The sequence below is a fragment of the Rothia halotolerans genome (genome assembly GCF_004136635.1).
Classification (GTDB): Bacteria; Actinomycetota; Actinomycetes; order Actinomycetales; family Micrococcaceae; genus Rothia; species Rothia halotolerans.
The window spans coordinates 91571-107608 of record NZ_NOIU01000003.1 but is presented as its reverse complement, the minus strand read 5'-3'; the positions used below and the strand labels follow the sequence as shown (position 1 = coordinate 107608).

The window sequence follows — 16038 nt, the reverse complement described above, 5'->3', positions numbered from 1 at the left end:
ACGCCGGCGCATCGATGACGTGCATCGTGCCCGGCGTCGTCGCGGGGGCCGCCGGTGAGGGCGGAGGAGGCTGGGGACGGTCAGTCGTCGCTCATGAAGTAGCTGAGCAGGCGCAGGATCTCCACGTAGAGCCAGATCAGGGTGACCATCAGGCCGAAGGCCAGACGCCAGGACTCCTTCTCCGGCACGCCGGCGCGCAGGGCGCCGTCGATCTCCTGGAAGTCCATCACCAGGCACAGGGCGGCCATGACGACCGCGACCAGGCCGATGATCCCCAGCGGGATGCCGAAGACCTCGACGTCGCGCATCGAGCCGCCGGTGAAGGCGCCGAAGATCAGGTTGCCGATGATGAACGCGAGGTAGGCGATCATGCCGATGCCCAGGATCGCGGCGACCTTGCCGCCGATGCGCATGCCGGCCTTGGCGTAGAGGGCGAGCATCCCGACGAAGACGATCAGGGTGGAGACGATGGCCATCAGGACGATGCCGCTGAACATCGTCTCGAACATGCGGGAGATGGCGCCCAGGGCCAGGCCCTGGCACACCGCGTAGGCCATGATCAGCCCGGGCGAGGTCTTCTTCTTGAAGATGACGACCATCGCCAGGACGAACCCGGCCAGCGCGCCGATCATGCCGACGGCGGGGATCACCCACCCGACGGCGCCGCCCGCCACCACCAGGCCCAGGAGGATGAGGCACTTGACGACGACGTCGTTCATCGTCGCCCGCTGGGTGTCCGCGGCGGTGGCCGAGGGGGCGTTGTAGAGGTCGTTCAGCTGCTGCGGATCGGTCGCGAGCGCCTGGCCGCCGCCGGAGTAGGCGGGCGTGTGGTTCTTGTGCGCATCGGAGTTCATGCGCTTGATGAGCGGGTTGCCACGTCCCATGGGGATTCCTCAATTCTGTGGTGGATTCGCGAATGGGCGACACGGGCGCGGTGCGCCAGTGGACCGGCCTTCCCTCTATTTTACAGTTCAACGGTTGTTCGTCAGCCGTCCGGGCCGTTGATTACCTGGGAACGCGCAGGGAAACGTGCCGGATCGGGAGTTTTCCCCGCTCCTGGCCGTATCAGAGCCCTTTACTGCTCCTGCCCACATCGGTGGAACGGGGGAGGGCAAGCGTCGAGGGGGTGAAGGCATATAGCGACGGCGAGGCGCGTAATGGCTGTCACCCACCGTCCGCGGATACGGAACGGCCCCGGAAGGTCGGACGTAAAGCCTGGCCCTCCGGGGGATGAGCCCAAGAGAGCTCCGAGTTTCCCCTACCTCTTTAGGATTGTCCGAATACGCCCTCATGCAGGCCAACAACGGTAAGGAAGACGATCAGTCGTGAGAAGAGCGCGGCTCCATCCAACCCAGATCATACCCGTCGATAGTGTGCAATATTCGACGACGCCCTTCTCTAGAACGTCACGAGGCCCCACCATACGGTGGGGCCTCGCCAACATCAGTTCTTCGTCTTACTACTGGGCAGGTGCTGCGATCGGGGTCAGACCGTAGCGCTGGAAGATCTCCTGCTGCTTTCTGGAGTTGATGTTCCGGCGACGGCCACTGATCATGAACGCGTCGATCAGAGCCCAGAAGCCGAAGCCGCCCAGGGTGAACAGCATCCCGAGCGCATACCCGGTATCCCCGAGGTAGAAACGGTGCCCACCTAAGACACCGGTAAACCACCACAGGAGCCACATCGGCACCGATTCCTTCTTCTCGTTGTCGTATGCCATCTGCGCGGCGGTGATTGCGGTGGCGTCAGCCATCGTTCCTCCAGGAGTTCATGAGTGAAAAGACCACTGAAGTATACCGGTGTTCGTCCTAATGAGACGTAACAATCTGCCTAGCCAAGCATCTTAGACATAACGACAAAACGCCCTCGCACCAGTATGGTAAAGGGGCACTTCGGGCTGCTCACCCTCAGCGATCACGCCGATGCCCGGGTGGTCGAAGCCTTCCATCTCTTCGAACGGCTCAACCTCGTCGCTGAACGGTCTGGCATGGGCAGGCTCATAGTTCTTGACCCCAAGATCCTCCGGAAACTTGATCTCATCCTCGAGCACGATGCCGCTAGCCTACTCGACTATCTCGCGGAGAGACTGATCCAGGACAGCAGTCACCGGGCAGACTCCGAAGAGCCCGGCCAGCTCCTCGTTTGGAGCAGACCTTGCCCATGTGGCCCATCACTTCGATACTACCCCGCTACCAGCACGTCATGGACGAAATGCGCACCGACACTGCCAACTCGCGTCGCCGGCGCCCTCTGGGCCGCTGAGACACCCACACATGACCCACAGACGCCAGCCCCCTCCCCCGAGGAGCCGACGCCGAAGACGAACGTCATCGACTTCGAGACCATGCGACGACGACGCGAGGCACGAAGAAGCCCCCCGGAGGTTCCGAGGGGCTTCCTGCACTCCTATCGGCCGAACAGCGAGCCGAGGGGATCCTTTCTGATCACGCGAGTTGCCTGTCGCACCATGTCGCGGACGCTGCTCATCCAGTCATCCTGCGGCTTCTGCGATTGGGCTGCGCTACGGCTTGAGACCTCACGATGCATCTCGGCACGCAAATGGCCGTTCAAGACGCGAGCATTCCGCTGCATCTGAGCCGGTGTTGCGATACGCCGATCAGTCTGCGAGGCATGGTTGGTACCGGTCATACCTAGCCCTCCTTGCTGATGTCTTCATCATCGTCGCGCGGGATTATATTTTCAAGCGTCTCGGGATTCGTGATGTTGTCCGCCACCCACTGCATCTCGAGTGCCATGGCCTTGTCATCTGATGAGAGCAAGCCCCTATCTAGCCTCGCTTGTTCAGCGTACTTATCGATGATGGCAAGGGCGAAAGACTGCGCCACCTCGTCCTCAGTATAGATCCGTTCTGCCGCCCACTGCATCTGTTCGCGGAAGTTGGCGCTTGCCGCTTCTCGAGCACGCGCACGATTTGTGCGATTCAGCATCCACACCGTGATGAGCGCTCCGACCAGCGTGGCGACCCCGGAGACGTTACGAGTAATCTCACCGGCCACGCTCCAGCCATGCTCATCAAGCCCCAAGAACGCCCAGATGATCAGCCCCAGTACACCGCCAGCCAGAAGCAATGGGATGAAGATGAGGGGGAACGCGACCAGGAGGATGAACCACCGGGGAGGCGGCAGGCTTACTCGATTCGTAGACACGATTTCTGAGCATAGCGGAAAGGTCCGACTACCGTTGCCACGATTTTGGACGAGCAATGGCGGTCAGCCACCCTCCATGGATGCCGGAACGGCCCCGGAAGACCGGGCGCGATGCCTGATCTTCCGGGGCCGTGGAGGGGTGCCCCAGGTGGGACTCGAACCCACACTGCGCGGATTTTAAGTCCGCCGCCTCTGCCGATTGGGCTACTGGGGCAGAACGGCCCCGCTCCCCTGCCGGGAGGCGGGGAACGGGGCCCGTCCGTCAGCGCGGACGCTTCTGCCGGAAGACCGGGGCCTGCCTCAGAGGCGGGCCTTCTTGGTGTCGGCGGAGCCGCCGGTGGCCTTCTGGAAGGACAGGCGCGGCTGGCGCAGGTGCCGGATCGGGGCGGTGTCGCGGCCGAAGACCGCGCTGAGCGCCCAGTTCGCGGCGACGCGTGCGGTCCGCTCCACGGTGGGGATGGCGTAGCCGTGGTAGGCGCGGTGCATGAGCCAGGCCAGCGGGCCCTCGAAGGACTTCCCCTTGACGTTGGCGACGCCCTTGAGGAACCCCAGGCCGGCGACGGCGCCGAGGTTCTCGTGGTAGTAGTCCTGCAGCTGCCCGCCGTTGCGGGAGGCCAGCAGGTTCTTGGCCAGGCGGACGGCCTGGCGGGAGGCGTGCTGGGCGTTCGGGACGCAGAAGCCGCCGGGGCCGGCGCCGGTCAGGTCCGGGACCGCGGCGCTGTCGCCGGCGCCCCAGGCGCCCTCGAGGGGGCCCTCGTCGCCGGTCACGCGCAGGTCGGCGCCCACGCGGAGGCGGCCGCGCTCGTCGAGGGGGAGGTCGCTCTCCTTCAGGAACGGAGCGGCCTGGACGCCCGCGGTCCAGATCAGGGTGTCGGCCTCGATCTCGCCGGCGGAGGACTTGTCGGCCATGTTGACCAGCTTGAGGGTGGTGTTGTCCACGACCTCGCCGAGGGAGGTGTTCAGCAGCACCTCGATGCCGCGGGAGCGCAGGTGCGCCACCACGGACTCGGCGCGGGACTCGGGGACCTCGGGCATGATGCGGCCCATGGCCTCGACCATGACGAAGCGCAGGTCGGAGACGCGGAGGAAGTCGCTGCGCTCGACGGCGGCGCGGGCCATGTCCTCGATCTCCGCCACGGTCTCGACGCCGGCGAACCCGCCGCCGACGACCACGAAGGTCAGGGCGCGGCGGCGCTCGGCCTCGTCCTTGAGCAGGGCGGCGACCTCGAGGCGCTGGAGCACCCAGTTGCGGACGTGCTCGGCCTCCTCGATGGCCTTCATGCCGATCGCGGACTCGCCGAGTCCCGGGATCGGGAACGCGCGGGTCACGGAGCCGGCGCCGATGACGATCTGGTCGTAGGCCAGCTCGTAGGAGTCCCCGTTGTCCACGCCGCGGACGGTCGCCTTCTTGTTCGCGTGGTCGACCTTCTCGACCCGGGCGGTGAGGATCTCGGAGTCGGGCAGGTGCTGACGCAGCGGGACCACGGCGTGGCGCGCCTCGATGTTCCCGCCCGCGACCTCCGGGAGGAAGGGCAGGTAGGTCATGTAGGGGTTGGGATCGACGACGGTCACGACGCCGCCGGAGGCCTTGACGGCCTTCTGGATCTTGGAGGCCACGGTGAAGCCCACATAGCCACCGCCCACGACCAGGATGCGGGGACGATCATTCGTCAGCTGCTTGAAAGCCATGATTGAAATGCTACTTCCTTGGTATTGCTCGGGTGAGATGCGGTCAGCCCGTTCGGCCGAGCGCACCGCGGGACAGGCCGCACCCGCCTCCGTCGAAGAAGGCGGGCCCGCCCCATCGGAGACCACTGTTCACTCCGCACCATACTGCCACTAGGCCGCGTCTGTGGCTATTCGGCGCCCCGCGACATGCGTGCCGTGCGGCGGATCTTGACGACGGCGCCCGCGGCGAGGACCCCCACCCACAGGCCGAAGGCCCCGATCAGCGCGATCGGCAGCAGCCGCGGCAGGGAGGTCCCCTGCGCGGCGGGCTCGGGCGGCGGGACGGCGGCGAGGCTCTCCCCCTCCTCGTGCTCGGGGGCGGGCTCCCGGGCGTCCGCCTCGGCGGCCTCCGAGGGCACCGTGCGGCGGTGGATGCTGGCCCACTCCGCGACGCTGCCGAGCGGGTTCTCGGTGACCGAGGCGACGTCGACCTCCCGGGTCAGCGCCGCCTCCGGGTCGATCACGCCGTAGCCGTACTGGGGATCGCGGCCCTTGGCCCCGCGGTCCTCCGCGGTGGTGATCAGCCGCTGGACGATCTGCGCCGCGGAGTCGTCCGGGTAGCGCTCCCTCATGAGGGCCACCAGGCCGGAGACCATCGGCGCCGAGGCGGAGGTGCCCGACCACAGCCCGTAGCCGTCGCCCGGCATCGCCCCGATCAGGTCCTCGCTGGGGGCCGCCACCGCGATCGAGATGCCCTGCGCCGAGGACTCCTCGGACTGCACCCGCTGGCGGTCCACCCCGCCCACGGAGACCACGCCGGGGATCGTCGAGGGGGCGCCCACCTGGGTGACCCCGCTCCCCCGGTTGCCCGCGGAGGCGACCACCACGGCGTCGTGGTCCTGGGCGTACTCGAAGGCGTCGTCCCAGGACTCCGGCCACGAGGTCTTGGAGGAGCCGACCGAGAGGTTGATCACCTCGGCCCCGGCGTCCACCGCCGAGCGGACGGCCCGCGGCACCTGGTCCTCGACCGAGACCCCGCCGGGGTTCTCCGTGCCGATCCAGAGGGAGATCGGGATGATCTCCGCCTCGGGGGCCACCCCGATCATCCCCCCCGGCTTGCCGGGCTCCTTCCCCTCCGCCGAGACCCCGGACTCGGAGTGCCCGTGCGCGGCGATCATCGAGGCGACCAGCGTGCCGTGCTCGGGCTCGGCGCCCAGGCCCTCCCAGCCGTCGGCCGAGCCGCCGCCGGAGGCGTCCGAGCCCTTGGCCACGTTGCCCTTCAGGTCCGGGTGGTTCCCGTCCACGCCGGTGTCGATCACCGCGACCTTGACGCCCTCGCCCGTGCTCTTCCCCCAGGCCTCGCGGAAGCCGTAGTCGTCCAGCCAGTACTCCTGGGCGCGGACCCCGTCGCCGGAGCGGTCCTCCTCGATGATGGGCACCGAGGGCAGGGGCGCCGGCTGCCGGCCCGGGACCGCCTGGGCGGCTCCCGGGACCAGCAGGGCCGCGCCCAGCGCGAGCGCGGCGGCGACCGCCGTCCTGGCGGTGCCGGTCAGGCGGCTGCGGCGCGTCGGCGGGGCCATGGCACTACCTCTTCCGCTCCCGCTCCCCCACCTGGGAGAGAGCGATGCCGTCGAGGATGTCGTGCTCGCTGGTCACGGTCGCGTCCACCCGGCCGTGGGTCAGCTCGTTGACCCGCTCGATGATGCGCGCCCAGATCTGGGCGCCGGCGCCGATGACGTCCACCCGGCCCTCGTGCATGAACCCCAGCTCGGCCCGCTCGGCGCGGGTCATCCGGGTCAGGGCGTGGGCGGCGTCGATCGTCCGGTCCATCTGAAGCTCGGTGCCGTGGATGCGCTCGGCGTCGTACTCCGCCAGGCCCAGGGCCTGCGCCGTCACGGTGGTGACCGAGCCGGCGACGCCGACCAGGCGGGTGGCCGTCGCGATCGGCACCGTCTCCAGGGCGGTGGCGACGGCGGCGTCGACGTCGCCGATCAGCCGCTCGACCTGCGAGCGCGAGGGCGGGTTGGAGCTCAGGTAGCGCTCGGTCAGCCGGACGCAGCCGATGTTCACCGAGGTCGAGCCGATGACCCCGGCGCGATCGCCCAGCACGAACTCCGTGGAGCCGCCGCCGATGTCCACCACCAGGTCGCGCCCCTCGTAGGAGGGGTCCACGGCGGAGGCCGCGCCCAGGAAGGACAGCCGGGCCTCCTCGGCCCCGGAGATGACCTCGGGATCGATGCCGAGGCGCTCGCGGATCCCGCGGGTGAAGATCTGCCGGTTGCCGGCGTCGCGGGTCGCGCTGGTGGCCACCATGCGCACGCGCTGCACGTCGTGCTCCTTCAGGGCAGCCGCGTAGTCGTCGACGGCGGCGAAGGTGCGGTCCAGGGCCTCCTGGGAGAGCCATCCGGTCGCGTCGACGCCCGCGCCGAGGCGGACCACCCGCATCTCGCGCACGACGTCGCGCACCGCGACCGGGCCCCCGGGGGCCTCCTCGAGGTCGGCGATGAGCAGCCGGATGGAATTGGTGCCGCAGTCGATGGCGCCTACGCGCATGATGTCTCGAACCTCCTGGGGGTCGGGTGGGGGCGTTCGGTCAGTCCCTGGGCTCGCGCCAGGCCGGGTCGCAGGCGCACCGCTCGGGCGTCCACCACTGCCCGATCGCCTCGAGGGTCTCGTCTCCGAAGGGATTCACGCCGGGTCCCACGGAGAGGGTGTGGCCGAGGACGGCGTGCAGGCACTTGACGCGGCTGGGCATGCCGCCGGCGGAGATGCCCTCGATCTCGGGCACCTCTCCGATCCCGGCCGCGCGCCCGACCCGCTCCCGCTCGGCGAGGTAGTTCCGGTGCGCCGCCTCGTAGGCGCGTGCCGTCTCCGGCTCCTCGGCGATCCGGTCCGTCATGCGGTACATCAGCCCGGCCGCCTCCAGGCGGGAGGCGGCCTGGGTGGCCACCGGGTGCGCGAGGTAGAAGACCGTGGGGAAGGGCGAGCCGTTGGAGAGCCGGGGCGCCGTCGCCGCGACCAGCGGGTTGCCGCACACGCAGCGGGCCGGGACCTCGACGACGTCGCGCACCTGCCGTCCCAGCTGGCGGGAGAGCACCAGCAGGTCCAGGGAGGTCGGCGCGAGGGTGTCCGCGCTGGCTCCGTAGCCGTGCGGCACGTGGTCTGTGGAGGGAGTGGTCACCGTGGTCCTTCGGTTCGTCGCGTCGATGTGCAGCGGGTGCGCGGAGCGCCTCTAGGAGGCCGGATCGTTCAGCGACTCCCAGAGCTTCCCGGCCCAGCCCGGGTCCTCCGAGGTCACGGCCTCGGCGGAGGAGGTGTTGGCCTCGGTCCCCTCGTCCTCGCCGCCGACCACCAGGTACGGCGTCTCGCCCGGCCGGACGTAGGAGAGCCGCTCGCGGGCCTGCTGCTCCACGTAGGAGTCCTGCTTCCACAGGTCCTCCTGGTCCTTCAGCTGCTGCTGCTCGGACTTGAGGCTCTCGATGTCCTGCTCGAGCGCCGAGATCTCCGCCTGCTGCGCGAAGTAGCGGTGGACGGTGGGGGCCAGCGGCACCACCAGGGCGATGACGACCAGGAGCAGCAGCACGGTCCGGCCGGAGAACGAGCGGGCCGCGACCGGCTGCATCGCCCCCCGCTCCTCGGACCAGTCCTCGGCGCCGAGGGAGCCGCTGCCGGTGCCCTCGGACGGGGCGCGCCCGGCGGGGGCCGCTCCGGCGGGGCGCTTCCGCGCGGTCCGGGGACGCCTGCCGGCCGAGCCGCCCGGCTCCGGGCCGGCGCCCTCCGCGGGCTCGGGCCGATCGTCCGCGCGCCGGCGCATCCGCTGGGGCAGCCGGAGGCCCCGGGGCAGGGGATTCTTCACGGGGCCGTCCTCTCCATCGGTTGCTGATGCATCCTCACTGTACCTAACCCTCGGGCCAGGTTCGCTCCAGCCGGCCGGACGGGCGACACGGGGCCTCAGGGCGGTGACGAGGCAGAGACGGCCCGGCCGGGAGGAGAGGCGGGGCCTGCGGCGTCGCGGTCCGGGGATGAGGCCGGGACGGCGTCGGGCCCCGCCTCAGCCGGATGATCCTCCGGCTGAGGCGGGGCCCCACGCGCCTCAGCGGCGTTGAGCTACTTCGCGGAGAAGCGCGGGAACGCGGCGGCGCCGGCGTAGGTCGCGGCCTTGCCCAGCTCCTCCTCGATGCGCAGCAGCTGGTTGTACTTGGCCACGCGCTCCGAGCGGGCCGGGGCGCCGGTCTTGATCTGCCCGGCGTTGGTGGCCACGGCGATGTCGGCGATCGTGGTGTCCTCGGTCTCGCCGGAGCGGTGCGAGACCATGCAGCGGAACTCGTTGGTCTGCGCCAGGGAGATCGCGTCGAAGGTCTCGGTCAGCGAGCCGATCTGGTTGACCTTGACCAGCAGGGCGTTGGCGGCGCCGATCTCGATGCCCTTCCCCAGGCGCTCGGGGTTGGTCACGAAGAGGTCGTCGCCGACGATCTGGACCTTCCCGCCGAGCTCGGCGGTGATGGTCCGGTAGCCGTCCCAGTCGTCCTCGTCCAGCGGATCCTCGATCGAGACCAGCGGGTACTTGGCCACGAGGTCGGAGTAGTAGGAGGTCATCTCCTCGGCGGTCTTCTTCCCGCCCTCGAAGGCGTAGGTGCCGGACTCGGCGTCGTAGAACTCGGAGGAGGCGACGTCGAGGGCCAGCGCGAGGTCCTTGCCCGGGGTATAGCCGGCCTTCTCGATGGCCTCGAGGATCAGGTCCAGCGCCTCGGCGTTGGAGCCCAGGCTGGGGGCGAAGCCGCCCTCGTCGCCCAGGCCGGTGGCCAGGCCGCGCTCCTTCAGCACCGACTTCAGCTGGTGGTAGACCTCGGCGCCGTAGCGCAGCGCCTCCGAGAAGGTCGGGGCGCCGATCGGGGCGATCATGAACTCCTGGATGTCCACGTTGGAGTCGGCGTGGGAGCCGCCGTTGAGGATGTTCATCATCGGCACGGGCAGCACATGGGCGTTGGGGCCGCCCAGGTACTTGTAGAGCGGCAGCTCGGAGGCCTCGGCGGCCGCGCGGGCCACGGCGAGGGAGACGCCCAGGATCGCGTTGGCGCCGAGCTTGCCCTTGTTGTCGGTGCCGTCCAGCTCGAGCATGGCGGCGTCGACCAGGCGCTGGTCGGTCGCATCGAGGCCGATGACCACCTCGGAGATCTCGTCGACGACGGCCTGGACGGCTTCCAGGACGCCCTTGCCCTGGTAGACCCCCTTGTCCCCGTCGCGGCGCTCGACCGCCTCGAACTCGCCGGTGGAGGCGCCCGAGGGGACCGCCGCGCGGCCGAAGCTGCCGTCCTCCAGCAGCGCCTCGACCTCGACGGTCGGGTTGCCGCGGGAGTCCAGGATCTGGCGGGCGTGGATGTCGATGATGATAGCCATGGGGCATCTCCTCTGGGTCGGTAAGGATAAGTGGCTTCTCGTGGTTGAGCCTAGTGACTCGCCGCGCGATTCTGAACCCGCGTGGCGCGGCTCCCGGGAACGATCATATCAATTTCCCACACGAACACAGGCGTATTCACACTTTCCCAACGGGGCGTGAAGTCGCCGTGAACCGCCGGACGGCGCCGCGCAGGGCGCGCTCGGGGTCGACGCCGAGGGTGCGGGCCCGGACGGCCAGGGCCAGCAGCTCCTCGCCGAGCAGGCGCTCGGCCTCCTCCCGGCCGGCCGCCGCGACGGACTCGGGCGAGATCTCGCTGCCGGGCTCCGGGGGAAGAGGCCGGGACGGACGGGGCTCGGAGGCGGCGCCGGTCGGCCCGGCCGCGGCGTCGTCGGCGTCGGGTCTTCCGGCCACGGCATCGGCGGCCGTCTCGGCGGCGTCCGGACGGGCCCCGGGCGAGTCGGCGTCCTCACGGGCCGGGATCGGAGCGGGCGCAGGCAGCGGCAGCCCCGCCTTGGCGGCCTTGCTCAGGGTCTTCTCGGCCAGCGCCAGCGCGGGCAGGGCGGGCGGGATCCCGTCGAAGGGGTCCGAGCGCTCGGGCTTCTCCTCGCGCTTGATGGCGTCCCAGCGGCGGGTCAGCCGCTCGAGCCGGCGCTCGTCCACGGGCTCCTCCCCTGCGGCGTCCGGGTCGGGCTCGTCGCCGAAGACGTGCGGGTGCCGCCGGACCAGCTTGGCGTTGAGCTGCTCCACGACCGCGGCGACGTCGAACCCTCCGGACTCCGCCGGGGTCTCCTCCGCGATGCGGGAGTGGAAGACCACCTGGAGCAGGACGTCCCCGAGCTCCTCCCTCAGCAGCGTCCGGTCCACGCCGTCCGGGGCCTCGATCGCCTCGACGACCTCGTAGGACTCCTCGATGAGGTAGCGGACCAAGGAGCGGTGCGTCTGCTCGCCGTCCCAGGGGCAGCCTCCCGGCGAGCGCAGGCCGTCCATGAGCTCCACGAGGCGCTCGAAGGCGGCTCCCGCGCGGCTCACGCCCCGGCTCCCGAGTAGCCCGCGAGCACCTGCTCGACCAGCTCGTTCTTCCGGTCCGCCGGCAGGAACGCGGCGAGGGCGGCGTTCATGGTCACCTCCAGGAAGTCCTCCGTGCCGTAGCCGAACTCCTCCTTCAGGCGCACGAACTCGTGCGTCATGGAGGTCCCGCTCATCAGGCGGTTGTCCGGGTTGATCGTGATGGTGAAGCCCAGCGCGCGCAGCAGCTCCACCGGATGCTCGCGGTACTCGGCGGCGGGGCGGGCCCCCTCCCCGTCCGCAGAGGAGGCGATGTCCGCGACCCGCGGTGCGGCCCCGGTCTGCAGGTTGGAGGAGGGGCACAGCTCCAGCGCGATGCCCCGGTCCCGCACCCAGGCCGCCAGGTCCCCCAGGGCGAGGCCCTCGGCGTCGGGACGGGAGTGTCCGTTGCCGGGGAACCGCGAGACGTTCTCCCCCAGGGCCGCGCCCTCCGGCCCGGCGGAGACGTCCCGCAGGATGCGGACGCCGTGGCCCAGGCGCAGGGAGCGGCCCTCCAGCACCGCCTCGCGGATCGAGCCGGTGCCCGCCGCCTCGCCGGCGTGCAGGGTGACCGGCAGGAAGTGCTCCGCGCAGTGCCGCAGCGCCTCCCGGTGGGCCGAGGGGGCGTGGCCGTCCTCCGGCCCGGCGAGGTCGAAGCCGACGACGCCGAGGGCCCGGCTGGCCGTGGCGAGCCGCGCGATCTCCAGGGACCGCTCGGCGTGCCGCATGGCGCAGAGGATCTGCCGGACGGTGACGGCGGCGCCGCGGCGCGCGGCGGCGGCCTCGCCCTCCGCGAGACCCCGGGCCACCGCGGCCACCGCGTCCTCCAGGCTCAGGCCGGAGCGCTGGTGCTGCTCAGGGGCCCAGCGGACCTCGGCGTAGACGACGCCGTCCTCCGCGGCGTCGAGCACGTACTCCTGCGCGGCGCGCTCCAGCGCGGAGGCGGTCTGCAGGACCGCGACCGTGTGCTCGAAGGTCTCCAGGTACCGGACCAGGGAGCCGGAGTCGGCGGACTCGGCGAACCAGCGGCGCAGGGCCTGCGGCTCGCGCTCGGGCAGGGCGTGGCCGCACTCGGCGGCGAGCTCCGCCACGGTGGCGGGTCGCAGCGCGCCGTCCAGGTGGTCGTGGAGGCACACCTTGGGCAGCCGGGCCAGCCGCGAGGCGGCCAGGCTGCGATGCGGCAGATCCTCCGTGGAGACCGCGCTCACGGCGCGACCCCGGTGCTGCGTCGGGGGCCTACAGGCTCCACTGGGTCAGTGCCTCGTTCATGTGCTCGGGGATGTTGACGCCGGTGCGGGGGAAGAGCCGCAGCTCCTCGATGTACTGCTGGGCCGGGAGGCGGTCGCGGTACTTCACGAAGCTCTCCTCGTCCTGGTAGTCGAAGGAGACCTGCGGCGGGATCCCCGGGGTGAACCGGAACATCATGGCCACCGGCGATCCGCTGCCCTCCAGGTAGGAGTCGGATTTGAGGTCCAGGATGTGCAGCGCCTCCTCCGGGATCAGCTCGAAGGTCCTGCGCTGCTCCCAGGTGCCGTCGCGGCGCACGTGGGTCAGGGCGTCGTAGTACGAGCCCAGGGCGCGGACCCGGATCAGGACGCTGGAGACGTCCCGCGCCGAGCCGCCGGGGCCGAAGAGCGCCGCCTGGGCCTCGCCGAGCCGCTGCAGGACGGCGGACTCGGTGAGCACCAGGTTGCCGTCGGCCAGGTGGGTCTCGGAGGGCTTCTCCACGCGCGCGGGGGCGGCGTAGGAGGGGGCGACGTCGGCGTGGTCGGCCGTGGCGGGGGCGGATGCGGGCAGCGCGGAGGCCGCACCGGCCGGGGCCTCTGCCGAGTCCGCCGGGGATCCGGCGTGGGCCGGGGCGGCGTCGGGGGCCGGGGCGTCCGGGACCGAGGCGGCGTCGGCGGCGGGGGCCGCCTCGCCGGAAGCGGCGGGGGCCGCCTCGCCGGAAGCGGCGGGAGCCTCGGCGGCGCGGCCTTCCAGGGCGGCGTCGACCGGCGCGGGGGCCTCCGCCTCGTCGCGGGGCTCCGGTGTGCCGAGCACCTCCCGCTCCTCGGCGGGGGCCTGCGGCTCGTCGGAGGAGACGTAGACGGCGTCGTCGCTCGCGGGGTCCTGCTCCCCGGCGGCGGAGGCCGAGGACTCGTCCCGGGCCGGCGCGTCGCCGGCGAGGCCGGGCTCGGGTTCGGCCGGGGAGCCCGCCTCGTCGTGGCGGCGGTCCGCGTCGGCGGCGAGGGCGGCCAGGGCGCTGTCCGAGGAGGCCTCGGCGGGGGCGGGGGTCTCGGATGAACCGGCTGCCTCGGCGGGGGCGGAGGGCCCGGACGAGCCGGAGGTCCCGGCGAAGGCTGGGGCCTCGGAGGAGGCGGGGGCGGAGGACCCGGCCGGCGTCGGCGCCGCGTCCGGGGCCTCGGGCTGCGGGGCGGCGTCCGCGGAGGCGTCCTCGCGCTCCAACTCGACCCGCTGGGTGTACGCCTCGCGCTGCTGGCGGTCGGAGTCGGGGAAGGTGTACTCGATCTCCACCGTCCGGGCGCCATCGCGCACCGTGGAGACCATGATCTCCACCCGGCGCCACGGGCCGCGCTCGCTGGCCTGGGCCGCGGTGTAGAGGGAGGCGACGGCGTCGAACCACGGGGACTCGGTGTCCACGACGCTCTTCCGCTCGGGCTTCTCGCCCGGGTCGAGGTGCGCGGTCATCTCGTTGCCGTGCTGGTCCAGCTGGAGGACGTGGGCCCCCTCACGGTCCATCAGGTCCACGAGCTCGGGCAGCCCGTTGCCGGCCGGAAGCGGCTCACGGGTGCCGGAGGCCGACGCTGAGGGGGCGGAGCCGCTCGTCATGGGCGATTCATCCGACTGCCGCTGCTCGTCGAACTGATCGTCCTGCGAATTCTTACGGAACATTTTGAATGCCACAACTCACCTAGACTTCCGCGTCGTCGCCGACGCACTCGACTTCCGATCCCTCAATAGCGGGCCGTCCGACCTTCTATTCTGCCGACAGTCTATCGAGGATCAGCCGCCGTTCGACATCGGCGGAATCCCCCTCCGTCACGGTGAAGCCCTCCTCCAGCGCCTCCACGGCCCGGGGGAACCTCTCGGGGGTGTCGGTCAGGAGGGTCATCAGCGGCTGCCCGCGCGCGACGCGGTCCCCCGGCTTCGCGTGCAGGCGCACCCCCGCGCCGGCCTGCACCGCGTCCTCCTTGCGGGCCCGCCCCGCCCCGAGCCGCCACGAGGCGGTGCCCACGGCCAGGGCGTCGAGGCGGGAGAGGACGCCGTCGGACGGGGCCAGCACCTGGTGGGACTCGCGCGCCGTCGGCAGGGCGGCGTCCGGGTTCCCGCCCTGGGCCCGGATCATGCGCCGGTAGACGTCCATCGCCCGGCCGTCCGCCAGGGCCTCGGCCGGGTCCTCCCCGATCCCGGAGGCGGCCAGCATCTCGCGGGCCAGCGCCACGGTGAGCTCGACGACGTCGCCCGGCCCTCCCCCGGCCAGGACCTCCACGGACTCCTCGACCTCGATCGCGTTGCCCACACTCGCCCCCAGCGGGACGGACATCTCCGTGAGCAGGGCGGAGGTGCGCACCCCCGCCTCCTCGCCGAGCTCGACCATCACGCGCGCCAGCTCCCGGGCCCGCTCCTCGTCCTTCATGAAGGCGCCGCTGCCCACCTTGACGTCGAGCACCAGGGAGTCGGTGCCCTCCGCGATCTTCTTGGACATGATCGAGGAGGCGATCAGCGGGATCGACTCGACCGTCGCGGTGACGTCCCGCAGAGCGTAGAGCTTCTTGTCCGCCGGCGCCAGGCCGGCCCCGGCGGCGCAGATCACGGCGCCGATCCCGCCGAGCATCTCGAGCACCTCCGCGTGGGAGAGCTCGGCGCGCCAGCCCGGGATCGACTCGAGCTTGTCCAGCGTGCCGCCGGTGTGCCCCAGCCCCCGCCCGGAGAGCTGCGGGACCGCGACGCCGTAGACCGCCACCAGCGGAGCCAGCGGCAGGGTGATCTTGTCCCCCACCCCGCCGGTCGAGTGCTTGTCCGCCGTGGCGACCTTGCCGCCGGGGCCCAGGATGGGCGAGAAGTCGAGCCGCTCCCCGCTGGCGATCATGGCGCGGGTCCACCGGGCGATCTCCCCGCGCTCCATCCCGTTGAGGAACACCGCCATCGCCAGCGCGGACATCTGCTCCTCCGCGACGACGCCGCGGGTGTAGGCGTCGATGACCCAGTCGATCTGCTCCGGGGCCAGCCGCTCCCCGTCCCGCTTGCGCCGGATCACCTCGACGGCGTCGAATGCCTCGGTCATGCGCTCCTCCTCGTCTCGTGCCGCTTCCCCGGGCCCGGGGAGCGGCGTCGTCGTCCTGGATGCTCCCTCAGGACCCCTCCGGGTCCAGGTCCTCGGACCCGAAGGCCAGGGGCAGCATCTCCTCCATGGTCCTGGCCCCCTGCCGGGTCAGGACCTCCAGGTCCGGCCCACGGTGCTCGTGCAGCAGCTGCCGGCAGCGGCCGCAGGGGGTGATGACCTGGCCGTCCCGGTCCACGCAGACCACGGCTCGCAGCGTGCCGCCGCCGGTGCGGTGCAGCTCGGAGACCAGGGAGCACTCGGCGCACAGCGTCACGCCGTACGCGGCGTTCTCCACGTTGGCCCCGGAGACCATCCGGCCCTCGTCGGTCATGGCCGCGGCCCCGACCGGGTAGTTCGAGTACGGGCAGTAGGCCCGGGACAGGGCCTGGCGGGCGGCGGCCTGGAGCCGCTGCCACATCGCGTCCTCGGTGAGCTTC

Annotated in this window: 16 protein-coding genes and 1 tRNA gene; all 17 read right to left on the bottom strand. The window is 71.3% G+C overall.

From position 1 onward, the window contains the following. Positions 1-80: 80 nt before the first annotated feature. The 17 genes from EWV39_RS10280 to EWV39_RS10200 all read right to left on the bottom strand — a co-directional run bounded on the left by EWV39_RS10280 (position 81) and on the right by EWV39_RS10200 (position 16019). Entirely contained in the window at positions 81-884 is an 804-nt protein-coding gene (locus EWV39_RS10280) for a Bax inhibitor-1/YccA family protein (RefSeq protein ID WP_129659571.1), read from the bottom strand. 575 nt (positions 885-1459) lie between these two features. After that, positions 1460-1753 (bottom strand): TM2 domain-containing protein, encoded by a 294-nt coding sequence (locus EWV39_RS10275; protein WP_129659568.1) that lies wholly within the window; start codon positions 1751-1753, stop codon positions 1460-1462. A gap of 90 nt (positions 1754-1843) precedes the next feature. Then, complete coding sequence (locus EWV39_RS10270; RefSeq protein ID WP_129659565.1) at positions 1844-2050, bottom strand: hypothetical protein; 207 nt, start codon at positions 2048-2050, stop codon at positions 1844-1846. Between the two features lie 356 nt (positions 2051-2406). Next, positions 2407-2649, bottom strand: coding sequence for a hypothetical protein (locus EWV39_RS10265; RefSeq protein ID WP_129659562.1), 243 nt, complete (start codon positions 2647-2649; stop codon positions 2407-2409). A gap of 2 nt (positions 2650-2651) precedes the next feature. Further along, a complete protein-coding gene (locus tag EWV39_RS10260) occupies positions 2652-3167 on the bottom strand; it encodes a hypothetical protein (RefSeq protein ID WP_129659559.1) in 516 nt (171 codons plus the stop codon). A 140-nt stretch (positions 3168-3307) separates the two neighbouring features. Next, positions 3308-3381 (bottom strand) — tRNA-Leu (locus tag EWV39_RS10255). A gap of 86 nt (positions 3382-3467) precedes the next feature. Continuing rightward, entirely contained in the window at positions 3468-4856 is a 1389-nt protein-coding gene (locus EWV39_RS10250; protein ID WP_129659556.1) for an NAD(P)/FAD-dependent oxidoreductase, read from the bottom strand. Positions 4857-5023: 167 nt separating this feature from the next. Then, a complete protein-coding gene (locus tag EWV39_RS10245) occupies positions 5024-6415 on the bottom strand; it encodes a S8 family serine peptidase (RefSeq protein ID WP_129659553.1) in 1392 nt (463 codons plus the stop codon). Positions 6416-6419: 4 nt separating this feature from the next. Next, positions 6420-7388, bottom strand: a complete 969-nt coding sequence (locus EWV39_RS10240; RefSeq protein ID WP_129659550.1) for a Ppx/GppA phosphatase family protein — start codon at positions 7386-7388, stop codon at positions 6420-6422. Between the two features lie 40 nt (positions 7389-7428). Then, a complete protein-coding gene (locus tag EWV39_RS10235) occupies positions 7429-8016 on the bottom strand; it encodes a DUF501 domain-containing protein (RefSeq protein WP_129659547.1) in 588 nt (195 codons plus the stop codon). A 51-nt stretch (positions 8017-8067) separates the two neighbouring features. Continuing rightward, positions 8068-8691 carry an FtsB family cell division protein gene (locus EWV39_RS14240; protein WP_129659544.1) on the bottom strand — a complete coding sequence of 208 codons (624 nt, stop codon included), beginning with the start codon at positions 8689-8691 and terminating at the stop codon, positions 8068-8070. A gap of 251 nt (positions 8692-8942) precedes the next feature. Further along, positions 8943-10232, bottom strand: a complete 1290-nt coding sequence (eno, locus tag EWV39_RS10225; RefSeq protein WP_129659541.1) for a phosphopyruvate hydratase — start codon at positions 10230-10232, stop codon at positions 8943-8945. A gap of 136 nt (positions 10233-10368) precedes the next feature. Next, on the bottom strand, positions 10369-11262 hold the full coding sequence (locus EWV39_RS14155) for a MazG nucleotide pyrophosphohydrolase domain-containing protein (protein WP_238148287.1): 894 nt from the start codon (positions 11260-11262) through the stop codon (positions 10369-10371). Then, entirely contained in the window at positions 11259-12485 is a 1227-nt protein-coding gene (locus EWV39_RS10215; protein ID WP_420329961.1) for an adenosine deaminase, read from the bottom strand. Before EWV39_RS10215 ends, EWV39_RS14155 begins: the two co-directional genes overlap by 4 nt. A 28-nt stretch (positions 12486-12513) precedes the next feature. Then, positions 12514-14169: a hypothetical protein gene (locus EWV39_RS10210; RefSeq protein WP_129659538.1), complete on the bottom strand. Its 1656-nt coding sequence runs from the start codon at positions 14167-14169 to the stop codon at positions 12514-12516. Positions 14170-14254: 85 nt separating this feature from the next. Beyond that, positions 14255-15562: a thymidine phosphorylase gene (locus tag EWV39_RS10205; RefSeq protein WP_129659535.1), complete on the bottom strand. Its 1308-nt coding sequence runs from the start codon at positions 15560-15562 to the stop codon at positions 14255-14257. 67 nt (positions 15563-15629) lie between these two features. Then, positions 15630-16019: a cytidine deaminase gene (locus EWV39_RS10200; protein ID WP_129660077.1), complete on the bottom strand. Its 390-nt coding sequence runs from the start codon at positions 16017-16019 to the stop codon at positions 15630-15632. Between the last annotated feature and the right edge of the window lie 19 nt (positions 16020-16038).

Bases quoted from the DNA above. Each gene is read 5' to 3' on its own strand.
- EWV39_RS10280 (WP_129659571.1), bottom strand. From the start codon at position 884: ATGGGACGTGGCAACCCGCTCATCAAGCGCATGAACTCCGATGCGCAC.
- EWV39_RS10275 (WP_129659568.1), bottom strand. From the start codon at position 1,753: ATGGCTGACGCCACCGCAATCACCGCCGCGCAGATGGCATACGACAAC.
- EWV39_RS10265 (WP_129659562.1), bottom strand. From the start codon at position 2,649: ATGACCGGTACCAACCATGCCTCGCAGACTGATCGGCGTATCGCAACA.
- EWV39_RS10250 (WP_129659556.1), bottom strand. From the start codon at position 4,856: ATGGCTTTCAAGCAGCTGACGAATGATCGTCCCCGCATCCTGGTCGTG.
- EWV39_RS10245 (WP_129659553.1), bottom strand. From the start codon at position 6,415: ATGGCCCCGCCGACGCGCCGCAGCCGCCTGACCGGCACCGCCAGGACG.
- EWV39_RS10240 (WP_129659550.1), bottom strand. From the start codon at position 7,388: ATGCGCGTAGGCGCCATCGACTGCGGCACCAATTCCATCCGGCTGCTC.
- eno (WP_129659541.1), bottom strand. From the start codon at position 10,232: ATGGCTATCATCATCGACATCCACGCCCGCCAGATCCTGGACTCCCGC.
- EWV39_RS10210 (WP_129659538.1), bottom strand. From the start codon at position 14,169: ATGTTCCGTAAGAATTCGCAGGACGATCAGTTCGACGAGCAGCGGCAG.
- EWV39_RS10205 (WP_129659535.1), bottom strand. From the start codon at position 15,562: ATGACCGAGGCATTCGACGCCGTCGAGGTGATCCGGCGCAAGCGGGAC.
- EWV39_RS10200 (WP_129660077.1), bottom strand. From the start codon at position 16,019: ATGTGGCAGCGGCTCCAGGCCGCCGCCCGCCAGGCCCTGTCCCGGGCC.